A 23,082-nucleotide genomic window follows, 5' to 3' on the forward strand; every position below is an offset into this window, starting at 1 on the left:
ATAAACCTCCTATAAACATCTGCATTCAACTACTGTAAAATCATCTAATTTATACTTTTCTTTAAATGCTAAAGCGCTTTTCTCACAACTAAATTTATAGGCTAAAATAAAGGTATCAACAATTTCCACGCCCTCTTTTTTATCAATTTGTTTTAAATAACCCCTATTATTTTTTAACATATAATAAATCATTTATAAGTTTCCTTTCATAAATTGTATTTTGAAGATAATCTACAAAGAAAATATTCCAATATATGTTTTTCTCTTGTTCTGTTAAATTTTTATTACTACTAACAATTTCAAGTTTTTTATTAGCAAATTCTTCTGCTTTTTCATAGGTCATTTATATCACTTCTTTCTGCAACTTGAAAAATTCAATAATTTTACTAACCTCTACACTTTCCATACATTCAGTACAAATAGGCTTGTTATCGTCATTAACATACACTTCTTCTCCTTTTTCTAGTATATTTCCACATTGCGTACAACACTCTTTTTCTATATCTGCATCTGCATATGGGCATCTACTATCACATATATATTGATTACATTCATTACACATTTTCACTGCACTCCTTTTTGTTTTTTATATTTGACTGCCAATAAGGATTATCTGTATAAGGCACTAATGGTAATCCTTTAGCTTGTCTTAAAGAATTTAATAATCTATTACATAATTTCCATTTTTTAATATTATTGCTTTCTTTTTTTGTATCCATAAATTTTCCTCTTTTCTTTTTATAAAATTTATAGTATAATTTAACTGTGTTTATTTTTGTGTGTAACTGTGGCTTTTTTAAGCCACTTTTTATTGTTTAAATATCTTTTATGTATCTTTCTGCCCTTTCTATTGCTAGATTATAATTTTTTGTACCTAAATCTATTAATTTAAGCTTACCTTTATAATCAAAATACATATAATACGTATTATCTATAATAGTAAGTTTATATTTTTCCATACTCCCTCCTAAAATATCATTTTGCCTACTATATAACCTATAAAATAACAAACAATAATAACTACTCCAAAAGATAAACAGTTTTTTAAAAATCTCATCTTCTACACCCCATATTTAAAAGTTTAATATTTCCTTTATCATCTTTAAGTGCTTTAAATTCATCAAATGTCAAAGCTAGTTTTATAGCTTCTCTATCATCTTTTGCTGTTAACCCTATTTGATTGCTGTTTTCTAAAAATATTAAATAGTTTTTCATTTGTTTTTCCTCCTTACTTACCATCTATTTGGTAGAACAATAAGCACTTCTTCGGCACTCATTCTATTTGTGCAACGCATACAATAGTTGTATGTTAAGTCTGTCCCGTATGGTTTTTCTTTTGAGAACTCCCTCCCACACAAATCGCAATAATATTTATTTTTTAACATAATAATTTCCCCTCCTTTCATTTTTATGGAAGTGGGGGGAATTGAACCCCCGTCCAAACCAATTACTAAATAAAAATACTTTTACACCATTTAATTAAGGATTTCTCCTATCTCCACCACTTAATTTTTTAAAAAAATCAAGAAAAATAATACTGTTATTCCCTGACCCTCAAATATTTACCAACAGTATGGATATTGTTTTGGGGTAACTTAAATTAAGCTACAGATAAATATTGTTTGTCTTTTATTTTTAAAATGTTTAGCTGTTAAGGTTGCTATCCTAGTGATATTTTTATTTTTCATTAATCTGTCGAACCCTTTACACTCCCTTATTTAAAATATTAGTTATAATTTCCAATCTATCTTTATATAGACACTTATCACAATTTGATACATTATTAATAAGTGCATTATATATATTTTTTTCTACATAAACGGCACAAAGACCACCTTTTTCATAAATGCCATCTATTTTTCCAAACTCTATCCAACGTTTAATTTTGTCGTTGTTAAATTCTAAAATGCCTAGTTTTTTAATTAATTTTTTAAAGTCTTTTAAATCTATCAAAAATTGATTTTCATTTTCACTTATAATCATAAATAAACCCACCCACACTTTGTTTATTTTATTTTTATATTTTATTTATTGTTATTTTTTTCCTTTTCTTGTATAATTTTTGTATCCATATTTTAAAACTGCCATTTTAGGATATGGAAATATACAAGAAAAGGAGGTGTACAGAATATGCCTAATGAAAGTTCTAATACTAAACCCATTGATTATTATATTGCTAGAATAGATAATACTAATTTTGGTAATATAATTAGAGAAACAATACATATTGTTATTTTAAGTGAATTATCCAAAGAGCAATTATTTGAAATTGCTATAGTAGAAACAGAAAAATACATTTCTAAAAATAAAGTTAACTCTCTTACAATCGGATTTTATGACAAAAGTGTATTAAAAAATAATGAATGGTATAATTCTGGTTTTACTCATGGACATGTTGATTATTTACCAAATGGGTCATGGACTGACACTTCACGTGTTAAATCTGGAGATTATAGAACATTCCAATTCGTTAATAAGATAAAATTATTTCAGTTTACAGCAGGAATGCCTCCAGAGATTTTCTTTGAAAAATATAACAGTTAAAAATGTTAAATATTATGTTTTTGTCGGGACTACTTTTATGTAGTCCTTTTTTATTTATTAAACATCTTTAAGATTTTATGTTATTCATAACACCCCCTTTATTCAATTTTCAATGTACTTTAAATAGCAAGTTGTAAATTTTCATTTTCTATCTCTTGAAGTAAATACATTGGTGGGACATATGATTTTATAATTTCTATAACTTTATCACATTGATTTCTTTTTATAGCTTTATATGTTTCAACACCGAATTGTCTTTTTATTTCTCTTGACATATCTTGATATACTTTACTTCTCAAAGACCTATTTTTATATGCATTACTATCTTTTCCACCTAAAACATTTACTGCTGTTCTATTTCTAGCATTTTTTATCTTATCTATTTCTAAAGCTAATAAAGGCATATCTTGTTTAAAATTCTCTAAATCTTGTTTTACTTCTTCTACTTTATTATCAACTTCCTTTATTGCTTGAAATTCAAGTTCTAGTAATTGCATTGGTGTTTTGGGTTGTATTGTGTATACACCAGTCTTTCTTATGGTTGGCAAAATTTCATTTGTTACCCAACGTTTAAATTCTTTTGCTTGTGGTAATTTGCTTGATAAGATAAGCGAATATAAACCACTTTCGTTTATGATAGTCATATTACGATTTTGACCTGATGCACTAATTTGATGCATTAGCTTATCCTCTTCATCTATATGGCTTCTAATAGCATTGTCAGGTCTTTCATATCCTAAGGCACTAGCCACATCTTTACCAACAAACCAAACTTCATCATTAACAAGTAAAGTTCTAATTTCTCCAAAACTTTCGTTTTTGAATAATTCTATGTCGTTCATAGTATCTCTCCTTTGTATTTAATTTTAATGTTCGTTAAGATGTCTTAGCGACGGAACTATCTAATTCTTCAAACAAATAATTTAAAGTTGAATCTGGAAAAAATTTTCTTGATAGCAATAGTGCCTCATCTAAATTTATTTGTCTTCTCATTGATAATTTATTAGCTAATGTATCTCTCGAAATTCCTAAATAATCAGACATTTCTTTAATAGTTACTTGATTACGAGCCATTTCTGCTCTTAAATTTTGAAATGCTACATTATTTATTCTAGCCATTTCACATTCCTCCTTTCGTGCAATGCACTATTTATGATGTTATTATATAGCGCATTGCATAATTTGTCAATGCTTTTTCTTGACTTTTTTTGTGCAATGCATTATTATTATGTTAAAATACAAAAAATAAGGAGGTTAAACAATGTATTTTTTTGAGATTCTTGAAAATATAATGAGTGATAGGAACCTAAAAATATCAGATATTTCAAAAATGACAGACATACCTGATTCTACATTAAGAAGTATTATAAATAGAAAAAATAAGACTGTTGCATTAGATGTGGCTTTTAAAATTTCTAAAGGGTTAAATATACCTATCGAAGAATTAAATAATAAAGAAGATTTATATTATAAAAATACAGAAAAAAAGGAATGTAATAAAATTAATAATATAAAAATAGGTGAAAGAATAAAAACTTTAAGAGAAGAAAAAGGTATAACGCAAGATGAGTTAGCTACTAAATTAGGTTACACATCTCGTTCCAGTATCGCTAAAATAGAAAGTGGTAAAACAGATATAAGTCAAAGTAAAGTTAAAGAAATAGCAGAAATATTAAATACTACTACTTCATATTTAATAGATGGTACTGAAAATATCTTAACTCAAAAAGATGAAAAAGATATAGCTAAAAAAATGGATAGTCTTATAGAACAAATAGATACACAAGATGCTCTTATGTTTGATGGCGAACCATTAGATGAAGAATCTAAAGAACTTTTGAAAGCCTCTTTAGAAAATAGCTTAAGAATGGCAAAAGCTATTGCTAAACAAAAATACACACCTAAAAAATATAAAAAATAGGAGTGTGATTATCTTGAGAGAATTAATAAATAAACTATGTAAAAAATATTATACCACAAACCCAATAGAACTAGCTAAATGTTTAAATATAAATGTAATATTTGAAGAACTAGGTACTATTAATGGATACTATAACACTGCATTTAGACAAAAATTTATACATATTAATTCTAACTTAGAAGAACATAAGCAAAAATTTACTATTGCTCACGAACTTGGGCACGCAATATTACACCCAAAAGCTAACACACCATTTCTTCGAGAAAATACCCTATTTTCAATAGATAAACTAGAAGTTGAGGCTAATTTATTCGCTGTTAATTTATTAATATCTGACGAAGATTTAAAAGAATATCAAGATTTTACCATAAATCAATTATCGTCTATTTTTGGAGTACACCAAAAATTAATTGAATTAAGATTAAAATCTAACCTACCATAATCAATTACAGTAGATTTTTATTGATAAAATTTATATTTAAATGTAAAATTTTTTTGAAATTAATTAATGTAAAAAATAATAATGGGTTATATCTAAATAGTATCTCTACTTATAAATTATATTAATTTTTAATAATTATAAAATTTTTTGTAAAATTGTTGATTTTTGAGTTTTTTTGATATAAAATCTAACTAAATATTTTAGATGAGGTGTATTATGTCAATTTTAGATATTTTCAAAATAAAAGAATTTAAAGAAAAGATTAACAACTTAGAAAATGAATTAAAAGACATAAAAGAAAAAATAACTCCTGAGATACAGCAAACTATTGATTTTAAAAAAATAATAAATGAACTTAACTATGAAATAGAATCAAAAAATGATGAGCTAAATAAAGTTAATAGCAAAATAGAAAATTTAAATGAAATTATTTATCAAAAAGAAAAAGAACTTGTGATAACAGATGAAAAAATACTTATGCAAGAATTTAATCTATATGAACCAAGATTTGACTTTTGCAATAGTGATTTATATAAATCCGAAATAGATGATATTCGTTCACAACAAAAAAATTTAATAAAAAATGACTTTGCTGTAAATAGTGCTACTGATTGGACTGTTAATGGAAGTAAAACTGAAGGTAAAAAAATGATAAAAGATATGAAAAAATTATTACTTCGTGCATTTAACTCGGAATGTGATGAGATAGTATCAAAAGTTAAATATAACAATTTTGACCAAAGTTTAAAAAGATTACAAAAAAGTAAAGAAACTATCTCAAAATTAGGAAAGATTATGAATATAAATATATCTGCTAGCTATTATAATTTAAAAGTTGATGAACTATCACTAGCTTTAGAGTATAAACAAATAAAACAAAAAGAAAAAGAAGAAGAGAGAGAAAGAAGAGAAGCTTTAAGAGAAGCTGAAAGAGTTGAAAAAGAAATTAAAGAGAAAAGATTAGCAATTGAAAAAGAACAAAAACAATATCAAAAAGAATTAGATAGAGTTAAACAAAAGTTAGAAAAATGTAATTCTGAAGAAGAAAAAATTATATTACAAGAAAAGCTAAATGAATTAAATGTAAATTTAAAAGAAATTGAACAAATTTTTGAAGATTTAGATTATAGAGAAGCAAACAAAAGAGCTGGGTATGTTTATATTATAAGTAATATAGGAGCTTTTGGAGAAAACATATTTAAAATAGGGTTAACAAGAAGATTAGAGCCTCTAGAAAGAATAACTGAATTAAGTGGAGCTTCTGTTCCGTTTAAATTCGATTTACACGCGCTTATTTTTTCGGAAGATGCTCCTGCTTTAGAAAGTGCATTACATAAAGCATTTAATAAAGATAGAGTTAATCTTATTAATAATAGAAAAGAATTTTTTAGAACAACTCTTGAAGAAATAGAAAAAGTTGTTAAACAAAACTATGATAAAACAGTAGAATTTAATCGAATAGCTGATGCACAAGAATACAGAGAAAGCATACAAATTTTAAAAAATATTGAAAATGAAGCATAGGTTTAACCCTATGCTTACATTAATTTTAATAATACAAATCTGGTAATTTTAATATCCATACTAAATCCACTATAAAAAATATTATATATATTCCTATAATAAGAAATAACGCTTCACCTAATGTAGCTATTAGTATAACTGGTGTAACTAAATTACTTATTATATAAAATACCCCCATAAAATAATCACCTTTATAAATATGATGCAAACCTATCCATCCAAAAAATATCCATAGTACAAAAGTAACCCATTTCTTTTTTATTCTTTTATAACTAAATTCTTGTGTATTAAGTATTTTAGTATTTGATAAATTTGTATCATTGTCTAATATATCACTATCTTCTTTTATACTTAAACCACAATTAACACAAAATTTATCATCATCATTAACTCGTGTACCACATTGTCTACAAAACATAATTATCCCACCTTTCTGTTAAAATATACCATATTATATACAAAAAGTAAATATTTTGTTGTTTATATATTAAATTGTTGACAGTATAATATTTTAAGTTTATAATAATAATATACTTAACCACTAAAAAAGGCTACTGCGTCAACAGTAACCTTTGATTAATACTTTAGTGGTTAGCTTTAACAAATTTGATATATTAAAGGTTTGCCACTTATATAATCATATAAGTGGTTTATTTTTTGTTATTTCTAACTATTTCAATTAATGTTAATAATAAAATTATTAATGATAATATTTCATAGCTAGACATAGCCTCACCCCCTTTCATTTAGGGGTAAAGCTAACCACTTATATTTCGTATTAATCTTTTGCATTATAACATATATTGTTATATTTTGTCTATATTTCTATTTACAAAACAAAAAAATCTTTATATAATAAAAATAAGCTCCTAAAAGGAGCTAAGCATTTTACTTATACATCAAACCTACCCACACATAAGAAAGGATTTGATAATATGAGTAAATTAAATATATCTAATATAGATTTAAAGTATCTTAACTTTAACATAAAAGAGTTTAAAAGTCAAGGATATACTTATTATAGAATACAAAAACAACTTGACAAAAACAATAAAGTTAGTGTTACAGGTAAATCTAAAGATGAAGTAAAAGAAAAGTATTTTAACAAGTTGGAAGAATTTTTAAACAATGATATATCAAATTTAGATATTAAAAATATGACTGTTTCCGAATTTGTAAGATACTATTTATTTGAAATAGTGCTACCTAGTAATTCTGTAAAGCAAAAAACATTTTCTGGATATGAAGCTATTTATAGAATTCATATAAAAGAAAGTATTATATCCAATATAAAACTTATAGATTTAAAAAGAGAACATCTTCAAAAGTATTTTAATAATTTATTAAATACTAACTTAAAGCTCTCCACTATAAAAGTTATTAAAACATTTTTAAGCACTATATTAACTTATGCAACAGAAGAAGACTATATTACAAAAAATTATTGCTATTCTGTTAAGTTGCCTAAAAAAACTGAAAATAAAGCTAATAAATATCTTACAGACGAAGACATACAATGTATTTTTAATAATTGTGATAATAAAAGATTGCTATTAATTATAAAAATTGCTTTATCTACTGGTATGAGAATAAATGAAATATTAGCATTGACAGAAAAAGATATATGCTTTGATAATTTTTCCATAAATATTAATAAAACTGTGTCTAAATCCAAACATTTTAAAAATGAGAAAAACTATGAAACAAAAATTGTTATAACTACACCCAAATCTAATAGTAGTATAAGAACTGTATATTTTAATCCTAATATATCTAAGGACATAAAAAAGTATATATCATTAGAAAAAGAACGTTATTTAAAATTTGGTAAAAGATATACCTCAAATACATTAATTTTTACAAATAGAAACTTTGGTTTGATTTATTCTACTTCAATAAATTATTCCTTAACAAAACTTTTACAGAAGTGTAACATAAATTCTAGTGGATTTCATATATTTAGACATACAAGTGGAAGCAAACTATATGAAATGGGTGTAAATATTAAAACTATCTCTGAACAATTAGGACATTCTAATGTAAATATAACGAGTAATATCTATGTACATTTAGATGAAGAGAAGAAAAAAGAAGCAATAAAACATTTAGATAAATATTTTGAAACTGTATAATATACATATTGTATGTATAAATATTAATATTGTATATTCATCTTTAATTTAATAATTAGTAAAAAAGTTAGTAAAAAAATATCTTTAAAGCTATAAAATATTGATTTTTAAGGTATTTTGGGGTAATTTTTATTATTTTAATGCAAAGGCATAAATAATTACTATTATAAAATAATTAAATTTAATAAATAATTATCAAAAAATTAAGTTTATATATAAATAATGATCAAACACTCTCTATTTTTATTTATATATATAAAGGCTACTATTTTAATAATAGTAACCTTTTTTGTTTTTAATTTATTATGTCAAAACATGTGTTAATAATGTAATTAAAAATAATATAATAAAAAATAAATGTGAATATTTATTTTTTAATTTATATTTATTCTTACCTGTATAGTAAATTCCTATCAAACTAGGAATTATTAATAAAATAAAAGCTTCTCTATCAATAATATAATCAATAATACTATATCCAATCATATAAATTATAAAAATAGTTCCCAAAATTTTATGAGTTTTAATAAGATCAAATTTATTTTTTAATTTAGTCTTGTTAAGTAATATTCCTATTAATATGATTGTAAAAAAAATCGAACTAAATCTATGTCCCATTATCTACTCCTATAATAATTATTATTAAATTATAAAATCACTTATATTATGTAAGTGTGTAAATAATTATAACATAAATAGACAAAAATGTTAAGTATTTTATTTATTTTTAATATATAATTTTAATTTATATGGATTATCTATGTCAATATTTTGGTCGAAAATATGTATAATAATGTATATTCTTTCAAAAAATAAAAGACTAAATAAAATATCTAGCACCTAAAAAATCATACATTGTACTATAACATAAATTGCTATATACTTTTTATTTATAAGTTTTAATCCTTTTTATATATTATATATGTCCTTTATATATTATAATTTGTTTCTTTGACTATATCTTTAAATTTTAGATATATCTGTAATATAAAATCATAAAGTATAAAAATAAGTATTAACAATAATTTAGATATTATAAAAAATAAATCTATTTTATCGTTAATACTGTTTTTGTTTATACTCTATAAAAAATTAAATATTTATTTTTAAATGATATTTATCTAACCAATAATTTATCTGTATAAAATATGCCATAAGTTGTGGTCCTGACATTAATTGTCCAAACCAAGGTTTATCATAATTAGTAGGCATTTTAACAAATTCTAATACTTTATTTTTGTCTATTAAATCGTTTATAGGTAAATTATTATTATTTATTATAGATGTTAATTCGTTAATTAAAAGTTTTTCATAGTTAGGATTATACGTTTTAGGATATGGGCTTTTTTTACGATTTAAAAGCTCATTAGGCAATAAATCTTTTGTTGCATCTCTAAGCAATCCTTTTTCTATATTATTTTTATATTTCATATCCCAAGGAACATTCCAAAGATACTCTATTATTCTATGGTCTGCAAAAGGTACTCTAGCTTCTAGCCCATTATACATACTCATTCGGTCCATTCTTTCTAATAATGTTGACATAAACCATTTTATATTTAAATATGCTATTTCTCGTCTTCTACACTCTTCTTTATTTTCTCCATATAAATAAGGTGTTTCTTTTATAGAATTTTCATAATTTTGTAAAGAATATTCACTTAAATTTAGTTTTATTTTTAAATCTTCTTGTAAAAATAATTCTCTTGTATCCATATTTTTAGACCAAGGAAAAGAAGTAGAATTTAATAAATCTTCTCTATAAAACCACGGATAACCTCCAAATATTTCATCTGCACATTCGCCTGTTAAAGCAACTTTGTTTTGTTTTGAAACTAACGAACAAAAATATAACATAGATGCATCTACATCTGCCATTCCAGGCAAGTCTTTAGCATCTACAGCTTCATATAATAAACTCACAAGATTTTGTTCATTACATTCTAAATAATTATGATTTAAATCATAGTTATTTAACATAATATCAACATATGGTTTATCTCTTTCTGGTTGAAAACTATTAGATTTAAAATAAATATCATTTTCTTTAAAGTCAAACGAAAAAGTATTTAATTTTTTATTAAATTTGCTTAAATATTTAGAAGAAACTGCAGTAACTATACTAGAATCTATACCACCAGATAAAAATGTACATATTTCAACATCTGATACCAATTGTCTCTCTATAGCATCTCTTACAAGAAAAGATACTTTTTCTACAGTTTGTTCATAACTATCTGTGTGATAATCACTTTTTAATTCCCAATATTGTATTTCTTTAAACCCATATTTATTAAAAATACCAAAATGACCTGGTTTAATTTCAAATAAATCTTTAAAAACACCTTTTCCAGCTATTCTAGCTGGACCTAAACTTAATATTTGCTTTAAGCTATCTATATCTATTGTAGGTGTAATGTTAGGATATTCAAAAATTGCTTTAGGCTCAGACCCAAAAACTAAAGTTTTATTATTTATTGTATAAAATAAAGGTTTTACACCAACTCTATCTCTAAATAAATACAAAGTTTCTTCTTGTGTATCATATATAGAAAAAGCAAAAATTCCATTTAAATAATCTACACATTTTTCTTTATATTCTATAAATAAATTTAAAATAACTTCTGTATCTGTTGTAGTTGAAAAAGAATATCCTTTATTTTTTAACTCTATTTTTAGTTCATCTACGTTATATATTTCACCATTATATACTATTATATATTTATTATCATTTATAATTTTTATCATAGGTTGATTACCATTTTCACTTAAATCTCTAATAGATAATCTACTATGTGATGCTCCAAAATGATTATCTAAATAAATTCCATTTGCATCACTTCCTCTTCTATTTAAAGATTTTCTCATATTATCTAAAATATTTTCAAAAAAACTTTGTTTGTTTAAAAAATTTTCTTCAAAATTTATAAACCCCGATATTCCACACATAAAAAATCTCCTTATAAATTTATATTATTATATTATTCAAAAATTATTAATATTATTAATCAATTAAATAATTAAATTAATTTATATAAATATTTTTATCATATACTAAAAAATTATTTTGTATAAAGTATAATTTTTTCATCATAATTTATTATTTCTTCAGATGGTGGAAATTGAGTTCTAACTGTACTACCCTCTCCCATTATTTCAAATTTAATTTCTTGCTCTTCTAATAATTTTTTAGCTTCATTTACATCCATTTCTATAAAATTAGGAACTTTTATCTCTCTTGTTTCTTCCATTTCTAGTTCTTTTTCAGTATATTTTTTTTCTATATTTAAGTATGGTAATATATTTTCTAATAACTCTTTCATTACTGGACCTGCTACTTGCTAAGCTGTAAAGACAGGGCATTTTTAATATAGTTTATACTCAAAATAAATAAAACTAAAATTTTTATTAAATTTAAAATAAAAATTTATTTATAATCATTAATAAAAAAAATTAAATCCTATTTTAATTAATATTAAAAAGCTACCAATTTACATTAGTAGCTTTTATTTAACTAAATTTTTATTCAGTATGACTACTTTCAATAGTTTCTTCACTAGTTGTTTCAGTATTAATAGTTTCATCAACAATAATTAAATCCAAATTACTTTCTGTTGTAGTCTCTATAGATGTTTCTTCAATTTTTTCATTACTTATTTGCGTAGTATTAACATTATTTTTTATAGAATTTTTTTCATCTAAATTAATAACTTGCTCAACCTTTTTAGTACCAACTAAAACTTCTTCTGTTCTAGGTTTATAATAACTATTATTAATTAATACTTTTTCAGTAAGTTTGTTATCAATATAAACTAATTTATATAATTTATACTTATATCCTTTTAAAGGTTTTACTTCTACTTTTTCTTTACCTTCAGCAAGTTCATCTGTTTCCTTAACTATTTTAGGGCTTGGCTCAATAACCTCTACTAAGGCATTTTCAAATTTTAATGTACGATTTTTAGGTCTTTCTTCATATCCATATATGTTACAAATAACTTCATTATCTGTAAGATAGCTTTCTATATAAATAGGATATTGATTAGAATTTTTAAATTTAAAATCTATATAATCACCAGCTAAAACAGCATCATATCCATAATCTAAATATCCAACTTTTAAAGAATGATTTTGCCTTTCTACAATTTCAAGCTCTGAATATAAAACAGCATTATATAATGTGCTAGAAACTTGGCAAACTCCACCACCATATTCATCTACAAATTTTCCATTTATTATTGTTGGTGCTGGTTTATATCCATTCGATTTAGTAGTAGCTCCAAATTTTTTAATTGTTGAAAATACTTCACCTGGATATAAAATAGTTCCATTTATTCTACTTGCTGCAACTTTCATATTTGTAATACGATTAGCATCACTTTCACCTTTTTTTGTATATTTAGTAGAAAAAGAGCCTATTTTATCTTGAACTTTACTAAGATATTTAGAGCTATATTTAGGCTCTACTTCATTAACAATTATTTCTACATTTGTATCTCCTTGTAATAATAAAGCATCAACTAAATCTTTATATGTTTTTTCAAAATCTACTGAAATACCATTATTGCCTTCTATAATATTAAATGTATCATTATTTTTTTCTAAAGTAGCATTTTTAGCCTCTATATTTATATCTTTAGATATTTCTTCAAGTTTAGCTTTTACAACTTCTTCTTGTATATTTCTTTCTATAGATATTTCTTCAATATCTTTTTCTAAAGATTTTATTTTATTTATTCTTTCTTTATCCGAACCGGTTCTTCCAACATTGTAAGCTTTATCTAAAGCTTGTTGCTTATCTAGCGTAACTCCAAAATCTGATTTATTAAAAATATATTGCTTATCTTTATATGTTAAAGTAATTTTTTCATTTATCTCTAGTTTATCTAATTCTAATTTTGCTTCTTCTTTTGACATATTAGAAACATTTATATCATTTATTAATATATTATTATATATATTAGGGTTATTAAGCATTTCTTTTTTGTTAGCTTGATTAAAAATAAACCATAAACTATATATTATTGCTAATCCTAATATTATAAATAGTATAACAATTATATATGTCAATATATTTTTATTTTTTTTATATTTCAGATTTATTGACAATGTTTTCCCCTCCAAACATAATATTAACTTAAAATTATGGTGGAATTAGTTGTTTGTAAAGTTAAATTTAAACTCTTAAATAAATTGTTATTATGTTCTGTTTTAGCAACAACATTATAGTCACTTTTTTCAGAATAAATGAGATTATTTTTTAATACAGTAACTTTTCCTAATGATGTTTTAGCATTTAAATTATAATTAACATTGTCTGTATTTATTTCTACATTTATAGGATTATTTTGTGTTTCTATATTCCAATTATATATATCAAATAAGTTTAAATAATCATTTATAACATCTATTTCCCCATTTAAAACATCAATAGACATATTTTCAACATCAACATTATTTAATTTAACATAATTATTTATATTACATATTTTTAAATAATTTGCTTTAATATTTCTAACAATTATTTTTCCATTAATATTGTTTATACTTATATTCTTACCTTCACTATTTTCTATTATACCATTACATTTAGTTGTTTCACAAAATACATTTTCAAAATAAACACCATCTAAAGAAAAATTAGAATTTATAGCCTTTAAAGATATATTTTTAAAATATTTTTTAGGTACTAATACTTCTAATGAAACTTTATCAAAGTTTTCTTCTTTAAAATCGAATATAAATTTTTTATTTTCAGTATTGTAAAAATCAATAGTGTTATTAATATTTTTAGGTATATATAATACATTTAAAGTTAATTTATCACCATTATAACCTTTTAAAACCATTTCACCATTTAATGATTTTAACTCTAAATTGTTATCCATTTCATTTAAAACAAAGTTAAATTCTTTACAAAGATTATTTTTATTATTAAAGTTACTAGAACTTTTTATAATATTTTTAACTTCTTTTTCTAAATTCCCATATATTTTAGATGTTTTTTTAGCTAAAACTTGCGTAGTATTAGTTATTTTATTTATAATTTTTGTAAAGTCTATAAATTGATTGTTTTTATTATTATTTTCATATGCCTGTTGATTATATTTACCTTCTAAAGCAGATAAAAGCATACTTGCTTCATCTGCTGTTATTTCCCCCTTCTCTAGCATCTCTAATATTTTTACTCTTTCAGTTTTCATTAAAATCACTCCTTAAATTTTTCTTATACGATAATACGAAAAAAAATTTAGTAAGTTTAATGATTTTTATTTAATTATTTCGTCATAATTTATAGTCCATTTATCCTCAACATTATTAGCTTTTATCTTATGTGTTTTGTATAAAACTTTAATATTTCCTTTTTCTTCTATCTGTATAGCTTCTTGAACAATAGCTTCTAAATTATCTTTTTCTATATTTTTAGAAATAATACTTATTGTATTTTTCTTTTTACCTTTTGGTAAAGTTGCATATTCGTTTGTTAAGTTTTGATTATTTAAAACCTCGCTAGAAAAACCTGTAACTTTATTTGTTAATCTAGATGCAAATGCTTCTTTTAATTGTTCTTCTACTATTTGATGAGATATTATTTCTCTTTCCATAGCTCTATTTAAATTAATAGGTATACTAACACTTTTTTCATTAACAAGTATTGATTTAATATTAATAAATATATTATCTGCCGATAAACTATTTAATATACCCATTTGATTTGTATCTAATTTGAAAATTATGTCTGTTCCATATCTAGCAGATCTTATCTCTGTAGGAGATATTATAACCTCCACTCCAGTATTACTAGTAGCTATTATTTCTGTATCTATTTTAGTCTCTATATGATTAAAATCTTCTGGTCTATTTTCTGTATTTATACTAGTATCTTCTGCGTGTAATACCAAAACATATGTATCTCCAAAATTTGGCATACCTTCTATAAAAACTTTGTATTTATCAAAATTATAAGATAAATTTCCAGCCCTAATATCTTTTAAAGATACCTTTTTATTTAATGTGTACTTTTTGTAAATATTATCAAAATTTAAAACAATATTTTCTTCGTTTTCTTTAATATTTTTAAAGTCCATTCTTCCTATAATTTTATTGTCTATAACAGCTGTTACTGGTTTATTACTAAGTGGTTGTATATGTGTTTCTCCTTGCTTAAGAGTTAAATAATTTGTTTCTCCTAATGCTCCTTGTTGTATTTCATAACTTACACCTTCGTTAGGTTCTATTGTATAGTCTATCCTTGATGATGAATCTGAAAATTGTGCATAATTAATATTTATGCTATAATCTCCAAAATTATTAGATATATCACTATTTATGTATTTTACTTTTTTGGTTTCTAATTTAGTATCAAAATTTAAATTAAATACTGCTTTTTCTCCAGTAGATATACTTTCAAAAGTTAAAATAAACTCCTCTATTTTTCCATCAATAGCACCAAATCTTAATATAGTATTTTGTGAATCATTACCATCTTTAGTAAAGTTTAAATCCATTGGATATAAGTTATTATCTTTATCTGTAAGTACAATATTATATTTCATAGGTTCTATTTTATTTTTAAAATAAAATGTAGTATTTAACTCATTTATATGCATTTTTTCTAATACTAATGTTTGTCCATCTATATTTTGTGCCATATCAAAATAAACAGTATTTTTATCTTCTGGTACATATTTTGATATTAAATTATCTTTTTCTATTTGATTTTGTATAACAATACTATTTGCTTTTTTTATAGATATTGTAAAAAATATTATGGTTAATACAATTAGTGCACTTAAAAATACTATTAACGATATAATTATTACTGTAGATTTTTCTATTTTTTTATTTTTATTTTTTTCTTTTTTAGATTCTTCAACAAGATTTTTAAATTCTTCCTCTGTTATTTCTTCTATACCGTCATCTAAATTATTATCTGTCTCATCATTTTCTTGTTCATCTTCTTCTGTTAAACTTTCTTCTTCCAAATCTTCTAATTTTTCTAAAACTTTTTCTTCATCTATAGTTTTATTATCATATACAGACACATCATTTATAACTTCTGTATCTATATCATCTGTTGAGATTTCATCATCTTGTTTCATTAAAATATCAAGTTCTTCTTGAGATAAACCTTCAAATGTATCTGTATTGTCACTTAAATTTATTATTTCCTCCTCTGAAGAATTTAATAAATTTATTATATCTTCTAGTTCTTGATTATCTTTATTATTTTCCCCTTCATCTTTTGATAACCCAAGTTGTTTTTCTAATTCTTCAATATCCATAATTTTTTCCTCCTCTTAAGCAAAAATTCCTAAAAATGGTATAATAAAACTAAGAAACATAGATAAAATTAATAAAATAGCCACTATTTGTACTATTATTTTTTTTTGTTCTTTTTTATTTTTTTTCATAATATCACCTCTTAATTTTTATCAATTTATTTAAAAATCTACTAGGTATTACATTATTATCATATTTAGTTTTTAGTATTGATATATATAATAATTTTTTTGCTCTTGTTAAGGCTACATAAAATAGCCTTCTTTCTTCTTCTATTTCTTCATATGTTTTGCTTTTTTCATGTGGTATAACCCCATCTATACAACCTATAACAAATACCACATCAAACTCTAGCCCTTTTGCACTATGCATAGTTGTTAAAACTACACCTTTTTGATTATTTTTATCTTTTTTTATTATTTCATTTTTAATATTGTTTAAATAATCTAAAAAATTTTCTAGGTTATCATATCCTTTAGAAGATTCTAATATTTCATTAGATATTTCTAACAATCCTTTTATTCCTATATTTTTAAAATTAGCATAGTCTTCTAAATAATCTTCATAGCCTACATTATTAAAAATATACCTTATAGCATCATAAGAACTTTTACCTTTAATTTTTCCTAAATGAAATAATAAGTTATTTATATTTTCTAACTGCCAAGATTTTAAATCGGCTTTACAATATAAATATTCTAAAGCTGATTCTTTATCTTTACATATATTTACAGCATTTGATATTATGTCTTTACTTAAAAATCTTTTTGGTTTATTAGCTATCCTTACAAAAGATTCATTATCACTCTTATCTATTGATAGTTTTATGTATGCTATTATATCCTTAGCTATAAAATGGTCATAAATGCTAGGTATTTTATCCTTTAACTGATACTCTATGTTATAATCAATAAGTTTTTCTACAATTGCTCTTGTTTGTAAATTAGTTCTATAAATTATAGCTATTTCATCTAAAGGATAAGTTTTTTTTAATATTTGTATTTTTTCTATAATTTTTTTTCCTTCTTCATATGTATCATATGCTCTAATTAACACAGGTGGTTTAAAGCTTTTATCTGTACCTATAATATTTTTTTTATATCTATTTTTATTATCATCTATTATGTTATTACATAAATTTATAATTTGATTAGTCGAACGATAATTAACATTTAAAACAACTTTTTTTGCATAAGAAAAATCTTTATGAAAAGATAGTAAAAATTCTGGCCTTGACCCTCTAAATCCATATATGCTTTGGTCATCATCTCCAACTACAAATATGTTATCATCTTTAGGTACTAACATTTTTATACACTCGTATTGAACTCGATTTATATCTTGAAATTCGTCTATAAGAACATATTTATATTTATTTTTCCAAAATTGTCGTAATTGAGCATCTTTTTTTATAGTATTGTAACATATTACTAGCATATCATCAAAATCTATCTTTTTATTTTGTGTTTTTATCTGTTCATATTCATTATAAATATCAGTAAAACTACTACTATTTATACATTTTGAATTATAATATATAGGATTTATAATTTCATTTTTTACTAAAGATATTTCGCTTATAATATCTTGTACTAATTCCTCATAATTATCAGAAGAAATTTCATTTTCCAACAGTATTTTTCTTATAATATCTATTTTTTCGTTATCATCTAAAACATTTGCTAAATCATATTTGTAATACTCTCTTATGATTCTAAAAAAATACGAATGAAATGTTCCAAAGGAAACATTATAGCTATAATCACATATACTATTAAATCTTTCCTTCATCTCTTCTGATGCTGCTTTTGTAAAAGTAATAACTAATATATCCTTAGGCAACACCCCTAAATTTTCTATTAAGTTTTTTATCCTATATGTTATAACTGTTGTTTTACCACTGCCTGGTCCAGATAAAACCATCATTGGCCCTTTGTTATGTAAAGTTGCTTCTGTTTGGCTTTTATTTAATGTTAATTCCATAATTATTCACCTATGTAAATTTTGCTTATCAATTATATATTATAACTTAATAATATTTAATCTTCAAGTACAATTTATTACTTTTAATAATTTCCAAAATGATATCTTTTTTTACATTATTTTGTATTTTAAAATATTTTTAATATAAATTTAATAATATTTTATTACATCAATTTAATTTTTATGTTATAATATATAAGTAAATAAATATTATAGGTGTTTTTATGTTATTTTTATTATTAATTAGTATTATTATAGGATTTTTATCAAATTTTATTATTTACATTTTTTGTGAAAATAAACTTTCTTTAAAAAATTTATTTTCTTTAAATGCAATAAAAAATAAATTTTTAACTAGTTTAATCATAATAATAAATATGTTACTTTATTTATTATTATATTTTAAGTTTGGTAAATCTAACTTATCTTATATATATGGGATTATTTTTTCTTTATTAGTATGTTTAGCTATTATAGATTTAAAAAAAGAAATTGTACCTGATAGTATAAATATTACAATATTTTTAATAAGTATTATTTTTATACTTATAACTAAAAAAAATATTATATATCATACTTTAGGATTCTTTTTAGTTAGTGTTCCATTTTTTATAATATCTATTTTAACAGATGGTATTGGCGGTGGCGACATTAAGCTATTTGCTGTCACCGGTTTATTTTTAGGAGCTTTCCATATATTTTTAGCAATGTTTTTTTGTTGTTTATTAGCCTCTATTATTGGCTTAATATTAAAACATTTTAACAAACTTAATATGCAAAATAACAAATATTCTCTCCCTTTAGTTCCTTATATATCTATTGGAGTTATTATTTCTGCTTTATATGGTGATAAAATTCTAAACTGGTATTTTTCTAAATTTTTTTATTAAGGAGGATATATGAATAATAAAACAAAAAAAAGTTTTAATGATATGCCTTTAACAGATTTAGATTATAAAGGTGTTATATATGAGCCTAGTAAAGAGGCTAAAAATTTTAAAAAAAATAAGAAGAATATTAAATTTAAAGAAAATGCTGATAAACCTAAAGCAAAAATTAAAAAAGCACCTAGCTTTAACTTTAATTTATTTTTAGGTTTAACTATTTCTATAGGTATTGCTATATTTGTTATTGTAACTTCTTTAACATATTCTTCCATATCTTCTTATGTGGGCTTACCAAAAGCAGACCCTAACCAAAATTCACCTATTATTTCTAATAATAATAATGAGCTTATATTAAATTCTAATACAAATAAAAATATATTAGGTGTTATAAAAAACATAAACTACGAAACAAATTTATTTACACTTACAGATATAAATACTAATAAAAATTATACATTAAAATCAAAATCTTCAACTATATTTAAAGATAAATATGGAAATATGCTAACTATGTTAGAGATAAAAAAAGGAGCTATTGTAGACTTTTCTTTTGATGATAAAAATCAAATAAACTATATTAATGAAAATTCTGATGCTTTCTTATTAGAAAATATATCTAATGTAAAAATAGATAATGAACTAAAAACTTTAAAAGTAAACGATAAAATGTTTAAAATAAATAATAACGCTATTGTGGTAAAAAATAATGAGCCTTACGAACTTACATCTATCTCTCCCCTAGACGTAATAGATATAAAAGGATATAATGATACAGTTTATTTTATAGAGTTAAAAAAAGGTAATGGTACATTAAAATTAGAAAATAAACCTAATTTAAATAAATCTATTATAGAAATTGACCGTGATATTTTTAAATCTTTAGATGAAATAAACTCTATAAATTTACCAGAAGGAAAACATAAAGTAGTTATAAGAAGTAATGACACGTTATCATTTGTAAAAGAAATTGAAATTTTATCTGGTAAAGAAACTATATTAGATTTAAGTCAAATACAAAGTAAATCTGGTAAATTATTTATCAAAAGTAATGTTACAGACTATACACTGTATGTAAATGATAATATAGAATCTTCTTCAAGTGTTTTAACTCTACCTTATGGGACTTATAATATAAAAATAGAAAAAGAAGGTTATACACCTTTTCAAACTCAAATTTCTATAAACAGTCCACAATATAACCTTAATGTATCACTTGAAAAAATAGAAAAAGTAGGTAAAATTATTATTTCTTCAACACCAGACAATGCTGAAGTTTTTGTTAATAATATGCTAGTTGGTTATACTCCTTTAACTTATAAATTACCTCAAGGTGTTCATACTATTACGTTAAAAAAACAAGGCTATAATGATTTTGTTTTATCTAGTGTTACTATTGGCGAAGAAGAAAGCTCATTTAATATAACTATGCATAAATCACAAAATGAATCTAGCAATACTACAAATAATACAACAAGTGATACTACTACCTCTACTTCTTCTACAGAAGCTGTAATAACTGAACCTACTATATAAAAATATTGACAAAAATATATTATTTATGCTATTATCTAATTTATAAAAATATTTAGTGTTTATAATGTAATAATAATAAAATAGCTCATTATCAAAAGTTGATAAATTATCAACTATTGACAATGAGCTATTAAAATGATTTTTTTAATTTAAATCTTAAAAAGGAGAATTTTATGGCTAGAAAAAAATATATAGAACAAGTTGTTAATATAGAGCAAACAGAATTTCCTAATTATGGTATAGGTTATTTTGAAGGGAATAAAGTTTATATAAAAAATACTATTACCGGGCAAAAAGTAAAAACTCTTATTAAAAAGAAAAAACAAAAATATGAAGGAAGATTATTAGAAATATTAGAAAAAGCCGACTACGAAATATCTCCTGACTGTGAATATTCTGGAATATGTGGAGGTTGTACTTACCAAAATATTACATATGATAAAGAACTTGAAATAAAAAAAACTAATGTACTTAATATATTAAAAAATGAAAATATAGAAGACTTTGAATTTTTAGGAATAAATAAAAGTCCTAATATAGATTGTTATAGAAATAAAATGGAATTTTCTTTTGGAGATACTGGAAAAGATGGTGAACTATGCTTAGGTGTAAGAAAAAGAAATAGCTATTATGAAGTTATAAATGCTTCTAACTGTAAAATTGTATCTGAAGACATTAGAAAAATTGTAAAATGTGTTTTAGATTACTTTAAAAATACAAATGAAACCTTTTATAATAGAATGAAAAAAACAGGAACTCTTAGACACTTGATAGTTAGACAAGCCTTTTTTACAAAAGAAATAATTATTGGTTTAGTAACCTCTAGCCAATTTAATATAGACTTAACAATGTTAAAAGAAAACTTATTAAATTTAAATTTAGATGGAGAAATAAAAGGTTTTTTACATTTATTAAATGATTCTAATGCAGATGTTGTAAAAGCAGATAATATAAATATTATATATGGAAATGATTATTTTTATGAAAAACTACTAGGGCTTGATTTTAAAATATCATTGTTTTCATTTTTCCAAACTAACTCGGCTGGAGCTGAAAAGTTATATAGTATAGTTAAAAAATTTGTTGGTGCAGTAGATAATCAAACTGTTTTTGATTTATATTGTGGTACAGGTACAATAGCTCAAATAGTAGCTAAAGATGCTAATAAAGTTATGGGTGTAGAACTAGTAGAAGAAGCCGTAGAGGCTGCTAAAATAAATGCTTCTCTAAACGGTATAAAGAATTGTGAATTTATAGCAGGTGATGTATATAAGGTTGTTTCAGAATTAAATATAAATCCAGATTTAATAATTTTAGACCCACCTCGAGAAGGAATAAATCCTAAAGCAATAGAAAAAATAGTTGAATTTGATGCAAATAGAATTATTTATATATCTTGTAAAGCTTCTTCCTTAGCAAAAGATTTAAAAATATTTATAGAAAATGGATATAAAATAGATAAATTAGAAATGATGGATATGTTTCCTCGAACATATCATATTGAAACTATTGTATTGTTATATAAATTAAAATAGGAGGTAACTAGATGAATTATATTTTACAAACTACAAAGCTTAGTAAAAAATACAAAAAAACAATATTACATGAAATTGATTTAGAAGTACCTAAAGGATCAATTTATGGTTTAGTAGGAAAAAACGGTGCTGGAAAAACAACTTTAATGCGTATTATATGAGGATTAACTTATCCCTCTAGTGGAAATTATACTATATATGGTAAAGCCCCTTCAAACAATATAAGAAGACAAATTGGAATGTTAATTGAACAACCTGGTCTTTATCCTTATATGACTGCATTAGAAAATTTAAATTA

General features: G+C 23.1%; 25 protein-coding genes and 1 other RNA gene. 9 read left to right on the top strand and 17 right to left on the bottom strand.

Going from position 1 to position 23,082, the window contains the following annotated elements:
- Window positions 1-9: 9 nt before the first annotated feature.
- From NBW53_RS06225 to NBW53_RS06260, 8 genes are all read right to left on the bottom strand, one after another.
- Complete coding sequence (locus NBW53_RS06225; RefSeq protein WP_250277395.1) at window positions 10-180, bottom strand: hypothetical protein; 171 nt, start codon at window positions 178-180, stop codon at window positions 10-12.
- Window positions 167-343, bottom strand: a complete 177-nt coding sequence (locus NBW53_RS06230) for a hypothetical protein (protein ID WP_250277396.1) — start codon at window positions 341-343, stop codon at window positions 167-169. The genes NBW53_RS06225 and NBW53_RS06230 overlap by 14 nt, the downstream gene beginning before the upstream one ends.
- Window positions 344-562, bottom strand: a complete 219-nt coding sequence (locus NBW53_RS06235) for a hypothetical protein (RefSeq protein WP_250277397.1) — start codon at window positions 560-562, stop codon at window positions 344-346.
- Complete coding sequence (locus NBW53_RS06240; RefSeq protein WP_250277398.1) at window positions 555-719, bottom strand: hypothetical protein; 165 nt, start codon at window positions 717-719, stop codon at window positions 555-557. The genes NBW53_RS06235 and NBW53_RS06240 overlap by 8 nt, the downstream gene beginning before the upstream one ends.
- Before the next feature lie 96 nt (window positions 720-815).
- Window positions 816-959: a hypothetical protein gene (locus NBW53_RS06245; protein WP_250277400.1), complete on the bottom strand. Its 144-nt coding sequence runs from the start codon at window positions 957-959 to the stop codon at window positions 816-818.
- Window positions 960-1,053: 94 nt separating this feature from the next.
- Window positions 1,054-1,215 (bottom strand): hypothetical protein, encoded by a 162-nt coding sequence (locus NBW53_RS06250; RefSeq protein WP_250277401.1) that lies wholly within the window; start codon window positions 1,213-1,215, stop codon window positions 1,054-1,056.
- Window positions 1,216-1,408: 193 nt separating this feature from the next.
- Window positions 1,409-1,714, bottom strand: a transfer-messenger RNA (tmRNA) gene (gene ssrA / locus NBW53_RS06255).
- Entirely contained in the window at window positions 1,705-1,983 is a 279-nt protein-coding gene (locus NBW53_RS06260; RefSeq protein WP_250277402.1) for a hypothetical protein, read from the bottom strand. The genes ssrA and NBW53_RS06260 overlap by 10 nt, the downstream gene beginning before the upstream one ends.
- A gap of 147 nt (window positions 1,984-2,130) precedes the next feature.
- On the opposite strand from NBW53_RS06260, the gene NBW53_RS06265 reads away from it, so the two are divergent.
- Complete coding sequence (locus NBW53_RS06265) at window positions 2,131-2,544, top strand: hypothetical protein (protein ID WP_250277403.1); 414 nt, start codon at window positions 2,131-2,133, stop codon at window positions 2,542-2,544.
- A 119-nt stretch (window positions 2,545-2,663) separates the two neighbouring features.
- On the opposite strand, the gene NBW53_RS06270 is transcribed toward NBW53_RS06265, so the two are convergent.
- A complete protein-coding gene (locus tag NBW53_RS06270; RefSeq protein ID WP_250277404.1) occupies window positions 2,664-3,386 on the bottom strand; it encodes an ORF6C domain-containing protein in 723 nt (240 codons plus the stop codon).
- A gap of 34 nt (window positions 3,387-3,420) precedes the next feature.
- The gene (locus NBW53_RS06275) at window positions 3,421-3,663 is read right to left on the bottom strand and encodes a helix-turn-helix domain-containing protein (RefSeq protein WP_250277405.1); all 243 of its coding nucleotides are present in this window, start codon (window positions 3,661-3,663) and stop codon (window positions 3,421-3,423) included.
- Between the two features lie 142 nt (window positions 3,664-3,805).
- Between NBW53_RS06275 and NBW53_RS06280 the strand changes: the two genes are divergently transcribed.
- The 3 genes from NBW53_RS06280 (at window position 3,806) to NBW53_RS06290 (ending at window position 6,431) form a co-directional block, all read left to right on the top strand.
- A complete protein-coding gene (locus NBW53_RS06280) occupies window positions 3,806-4,465 on the top strand; it encodes a helix-turn-helix domain-containing protein (RefSeq protein WP_250277407.1) in 660 nt (219 codons plus the stop codon).
- 4 nt (window positions 4,466-4,469) lie between these two features.
- A complete protein-coding gene (locus NBW53_RS06285; RefSeq protein ID WP_250277408.1) occupies window positions 4,470-4,907 on the top strand; it encodes an ImmA/IrrE family metallo-endopeptidase in 438 nt (145 codons plus the stop codon).
- Window positions 4,908-5,123: 216 nt separating this feature from the next.
- Window positions 5,124-6,431 carry a DUF4041 domain-containing protein gene (locus tag NBW53_RS06290; RefSeq protein WP_250277409.1) on the top strand — a complete coding sequence of 436 codons (1,308 nt, stop codon included), beginning with the start codon at window positions 5,124-5,126 and terminating at the stop codon, window positions 6,429-6,431.
- Between the two features lie 25 nt (window positions 6,432-6,456).
- Here NBW53_RS06290 and NBW53_RS06295 read toward each other — a convergent pair whose 3' ends face one another.
- A complete protein-coding gene (locus NBW53_RS06295; RefSeq protein ID WP_250277410.1) occupies window positions 6,457-6,849 on the bottom strand; it encodes a TM2 domain-containing protein in 393 nt (130 codons plus the stop codon).
- A gap of 517 nt (window positions 6,850-7,366) precedes the next feature.
- Between NBW53_RS06295 and NBW53_RS06300 the strand changes: the two genes are divergently transcribed.
- Complete coding sequence (locus NBW53_RS06300) at window positions 7,367-8,563, top strand: tyrosine-type recombinase/integrase (protein ID WP_250277411.1); 1,197 nt, start codon at window positions 7,367-7,369, stop codon at window positions 8,561-8,563.
- 1,092 nt (window positions 8,564-9,655) lie between these two features.
- On the opposite strand, the gene asnB is transcribed toward NBW53_RS06300, so the two are convergent.
- The 6 genes from asnB to NBW53_RS06330 form a co-directional block, all read right to left on the bottom strand.
- Window positions 9,656-11,512, bottom strand: coding sequence for an asparagine synthase (glutamine-hydrolyzing) (gene asnB, locus NBW53_RS06305; protein ID WP_250277412.1), 1,857 nt, complete (start codon window positions 11,510-11,512; stop codon window positions 9,656-9,658).
- A 113-nt stretch (window positions 11,513-11,625) separates the two neighbouring features.
- A complete protein-coding gene (locus NBW53_RS06310) occupies window positions 11,626-11,886 on the bottom strand; it encodes a PASTA domain-containing protein (RefSeq protein ID WP_250277413.1) in 261 nt (86 codons plus the stop codon).
- A gap of 199 nt (window positions 11,887-12,085) precedes the next feature.
- Window positions 12,086-13,672: a VanW family protein gene (locus NBW53_RS06315; RefSeq protein WP_250277414.1), complete on the bottom strand. Its 1,587-nt coding sequence runs from the start codon at window positions 13,670-13,672 to the stop codon at window positions 12,086-12,088.
- Between the two features lie 23 nt (window positions 13,673-13,695).
- On the bottom strand, window positions 13,696-14,766 hold the full coding sequence (locus NBW53_RS06320; protein WP_250277415.1) for a DUF4097 family beta strand repeat-containing protein: 1,071 nt from the start codon (window positions 14,764-14,766) through the stop codon (window positions 13,696-13,698).
- 66 nt (window positions 14,767-14,832) lie between these two features.
- A complete protein-coding gene (locus NBW53_RS06325; protein ID WP_250277417.1) occupies window positions 14,833-16,848 on the bottom strand; it encodes a hypothetical protein in 2,016 nt (671 codons plus the stop codon).
- Window positions 16,849-16,981: 133 nt separating this feature from the next.
- Window positions 16,982-18,829 carry an ATP-dependent helicase gene (locus NBW53_RS06330; RefSeq protein WP_250277418.1) on the bottom strand — a complete coding sequence of 616 codons (1,848 nt, stop codon included), beginning with the start codon at window positions 18,827-18,829 and terminating at the stop codon, window positions 16,982-16,984.
- A gap of 224 nt (window positions 18,830-19,053) precedes the next feature.
- Here NBW53_RS06330 and NBW53_RS06335 point away from each other — a divergent pair, with 224 nt between their 5' ends.
- The 4 genes from NBW53_RS06335 (at window position 19,054) to NBW53_RS06350 (ending at window position 22,945) form a co-directional block, all read left to right on the top strand.
- On the top strand, window positions 19,054-19,719 hold the full coding sequence (locus NBW53_RS06335) for a prepilin peptidase (protein WP_250277419.1): 666 nt from the start codon (window positions 19,054-19,056) through the stop codon (window positions 19,717-19,719).
- 9 nt (window positions 19,720-19,728) lie between these two features.
- Window positions 19,729-21,249 (top strand): PEGA domain-containing protein, encoded by a 1,521-nt coding sequence (locus tag NBW53_RS06340; RefSeq protein ID WP_250277420.1) that lies wholly within the window; start codon window positions 19,729-19,731, stop codon window positions 21,247-21,249.
- 173 nt (window positions 21,250-21,422) lie between these two features.
- The gene (rlmD, locus tag NBW53_RS06345; RefSeq protein ID WP_250277421.1) at window positions 21,423-22,784 is read left to right on the top strand and encodes a 23S rRNA (uracil(1939)-C(5))-methyltransferase RlmD; all 1,362 of its coding nucleotides are present in this window, start codon (window positions 21,423-21,425) and stop codon (window positions 22,782-22,784) included.
- 11 nt (window positions 22,785-22,795) lie between these two features.
- Window positions 22,796-22,945, top strand: a complete 150-nt coding sequence (locus NBW53_RS06350; RefSeq protein ID WP_250277422.1) for an ATP-binding cassette domain-containing protein — start codon at window positions 22,796-22,798, stop codon at window positions 22,943-22,945.
- Window positions 22,946-23,082: the final 137 nt, after the last annotated feature.

The organism is [Clostridium] colinum (assembly GCF_940677205.1).
In the GTDB taxonomy this organism is placed as follows: Bacteria; Bacillota; Clostridia; order Lachnospirales; family CAG-274; genus Tyzzerella; species Tyzzerella colina.

Bases quoted from the DNA above. Each gene is read 5' to 3' on its own strand.
- NBW53_RS06225 (WP_250277395.1), bottom strand. From the start codon at position 180: ATGTTAAAAAATAATAGGGGTTATTTAAAACAAATTGATAAAAAAGAG.
- NBW53_RS06230 (WP_250277396.1), bottom strand. From the start codon at position 343: ATGACCTATGAAAAAGCAGAAGAATTTGCTAATAAAAAACTTGAAATT.
- NBW53_RS06235 (WP_250277397.1), bottom strand. From the start codon at position 562: ATGTGTAATGAATGTAATCAATATATATGTGATAGTAGATGCCCATAT.
- NBW53_RS06240 (WP_250277398.1), bottom strand. From the start codon at position 719: ATGGATACAAAAAAAGAAAGCAATAATATTAAAAAATGGAAATTATGT.
- NBW53_RS06245 (WP_250277400.1), bottom strand. From the start codon at position 959: ATGGAAAAATATAAACTTACTATTATAGATAATACGTATTATATGTAT.
- NBW53_RS06250 (WP_250277401.1), bottom strand. From the start codon at position 1,215: ATGAAAAACTATTTAATATTTTTAGAAAACAGCAATCAAATAGGGTTA.
- NBW53_RS06260 (WP_250277402.1), bottom strand. From the start codon at position 1,983: ATGATTATAAGTGAAAATGAAAATCAATTTTTGATAGATTTAAAAGAC.
- NBW53_RS06265 (WP_250277403.1), top strand. From the start codon at position 2,131: ATGCCTAATGAAAGTTCTAATACTAAACCCATTGATTATTATATTGCT.
- NBW53_RS06270 (WP_250277404.1), bottom strand. From the start codon at position 3,386: ATGAACGACATAGAATTATTCAAAAACGAAAGTTTTGGAGAAATTAGA.
- NBW53_RS06275 (WP_250277405.1), bottom strand. From the start codon at position 3,663: ATGGCTAGAATAAATAATGTAGCATTTCAAAATTTAAGAGCAGAAATG.
- NBW53_RS06280 (WP_250277407.1), top strand. From the start codon at position 3,806: ATGTATTTTTTTGAGATTCTTGAAAATATAATGAGTGATAGGAACCTA.
- NBW53_RS06290 (WP_250277409.1), top strand. From the start codon at position 5,124: ATGTCAATTTTAGATATTTTCAAAATAAAAGAATTTAAAGAAAAGATT.
- NBW53_RS06295 (WP_250277410.1), bottom strand. From the start codon at position 6,849: ATGTTTTGTAGACAATGTGGTACACGAGTTAATGATGATGATAAATTT.
- NBW53_RS06300 (WP_250277411.1), top strand. From the start codon at position 7,367: ATGAGTAAATTAAATATATCTAATATAGATTTAAAGTATCTTAACTTT.
- asnB (WP_250277412.1), bottom strand. From the start codon at position 11,512: ATGTGTGGAATATCGGGGTTTATAAATTTTGAAGAAAATTTTTTAAAC.
- NBW53_RS06310 (WP_250277413.1), bottom strand. From the start codon at position 11,886: ATGAAAGAGTTATTAGAAAATATATTACCATACTTAAATATAGAAAAA.
- NBW53_RS06320 (WP_250277415.1), bottom strand. From the start codon at position 14,766: ATGAAAACTGAAAGAGTAAAAATATTAGAGATGCTAGAGAAGGGGGAA.
- NBW53_RS06325 (WP_250277417.1), bottom strand. From the start codon at position 16,848: ATGGATATTGAAGAATTAGAAAAACAACTTGGGTTATCAAAAGATGAA.
- NBW53_RS06330 (WP_250277418.1), bottom strand. From the start codon at position 18,829: ATGGAATTAACATTAAATAAAAGCCAAACAGAAGCAACTTTACATAAC.
- NBW53_RS06335 (WP_250277419.1), top strand. From the start codon at position 19,054: ATGTTATTTTTATTATTAATTAGTATTATTATAGGATTTTTATCAAAT.
- NBW53_RS06340 (WP_250277420.1), top strand. From the start codon at position 19,729: ATGAATAATAAAACAAAAAAAAGTTTTAATGATATGCCTTTAACAGAT.
- rlmD (WP_250277421.1), top strand. From the start codon at position 21,423: ATGGCTAGAAAAAAATATATAGAACAAGTTGTTAATATAGAGCAAACA.
- NBW53_RS06350 (WP_250277422.1), top strand. From the start codon at position 22,796: ATGAATTATATTTTACAAACTACAAAGCTTAGTAAAAAATACAAAAAA.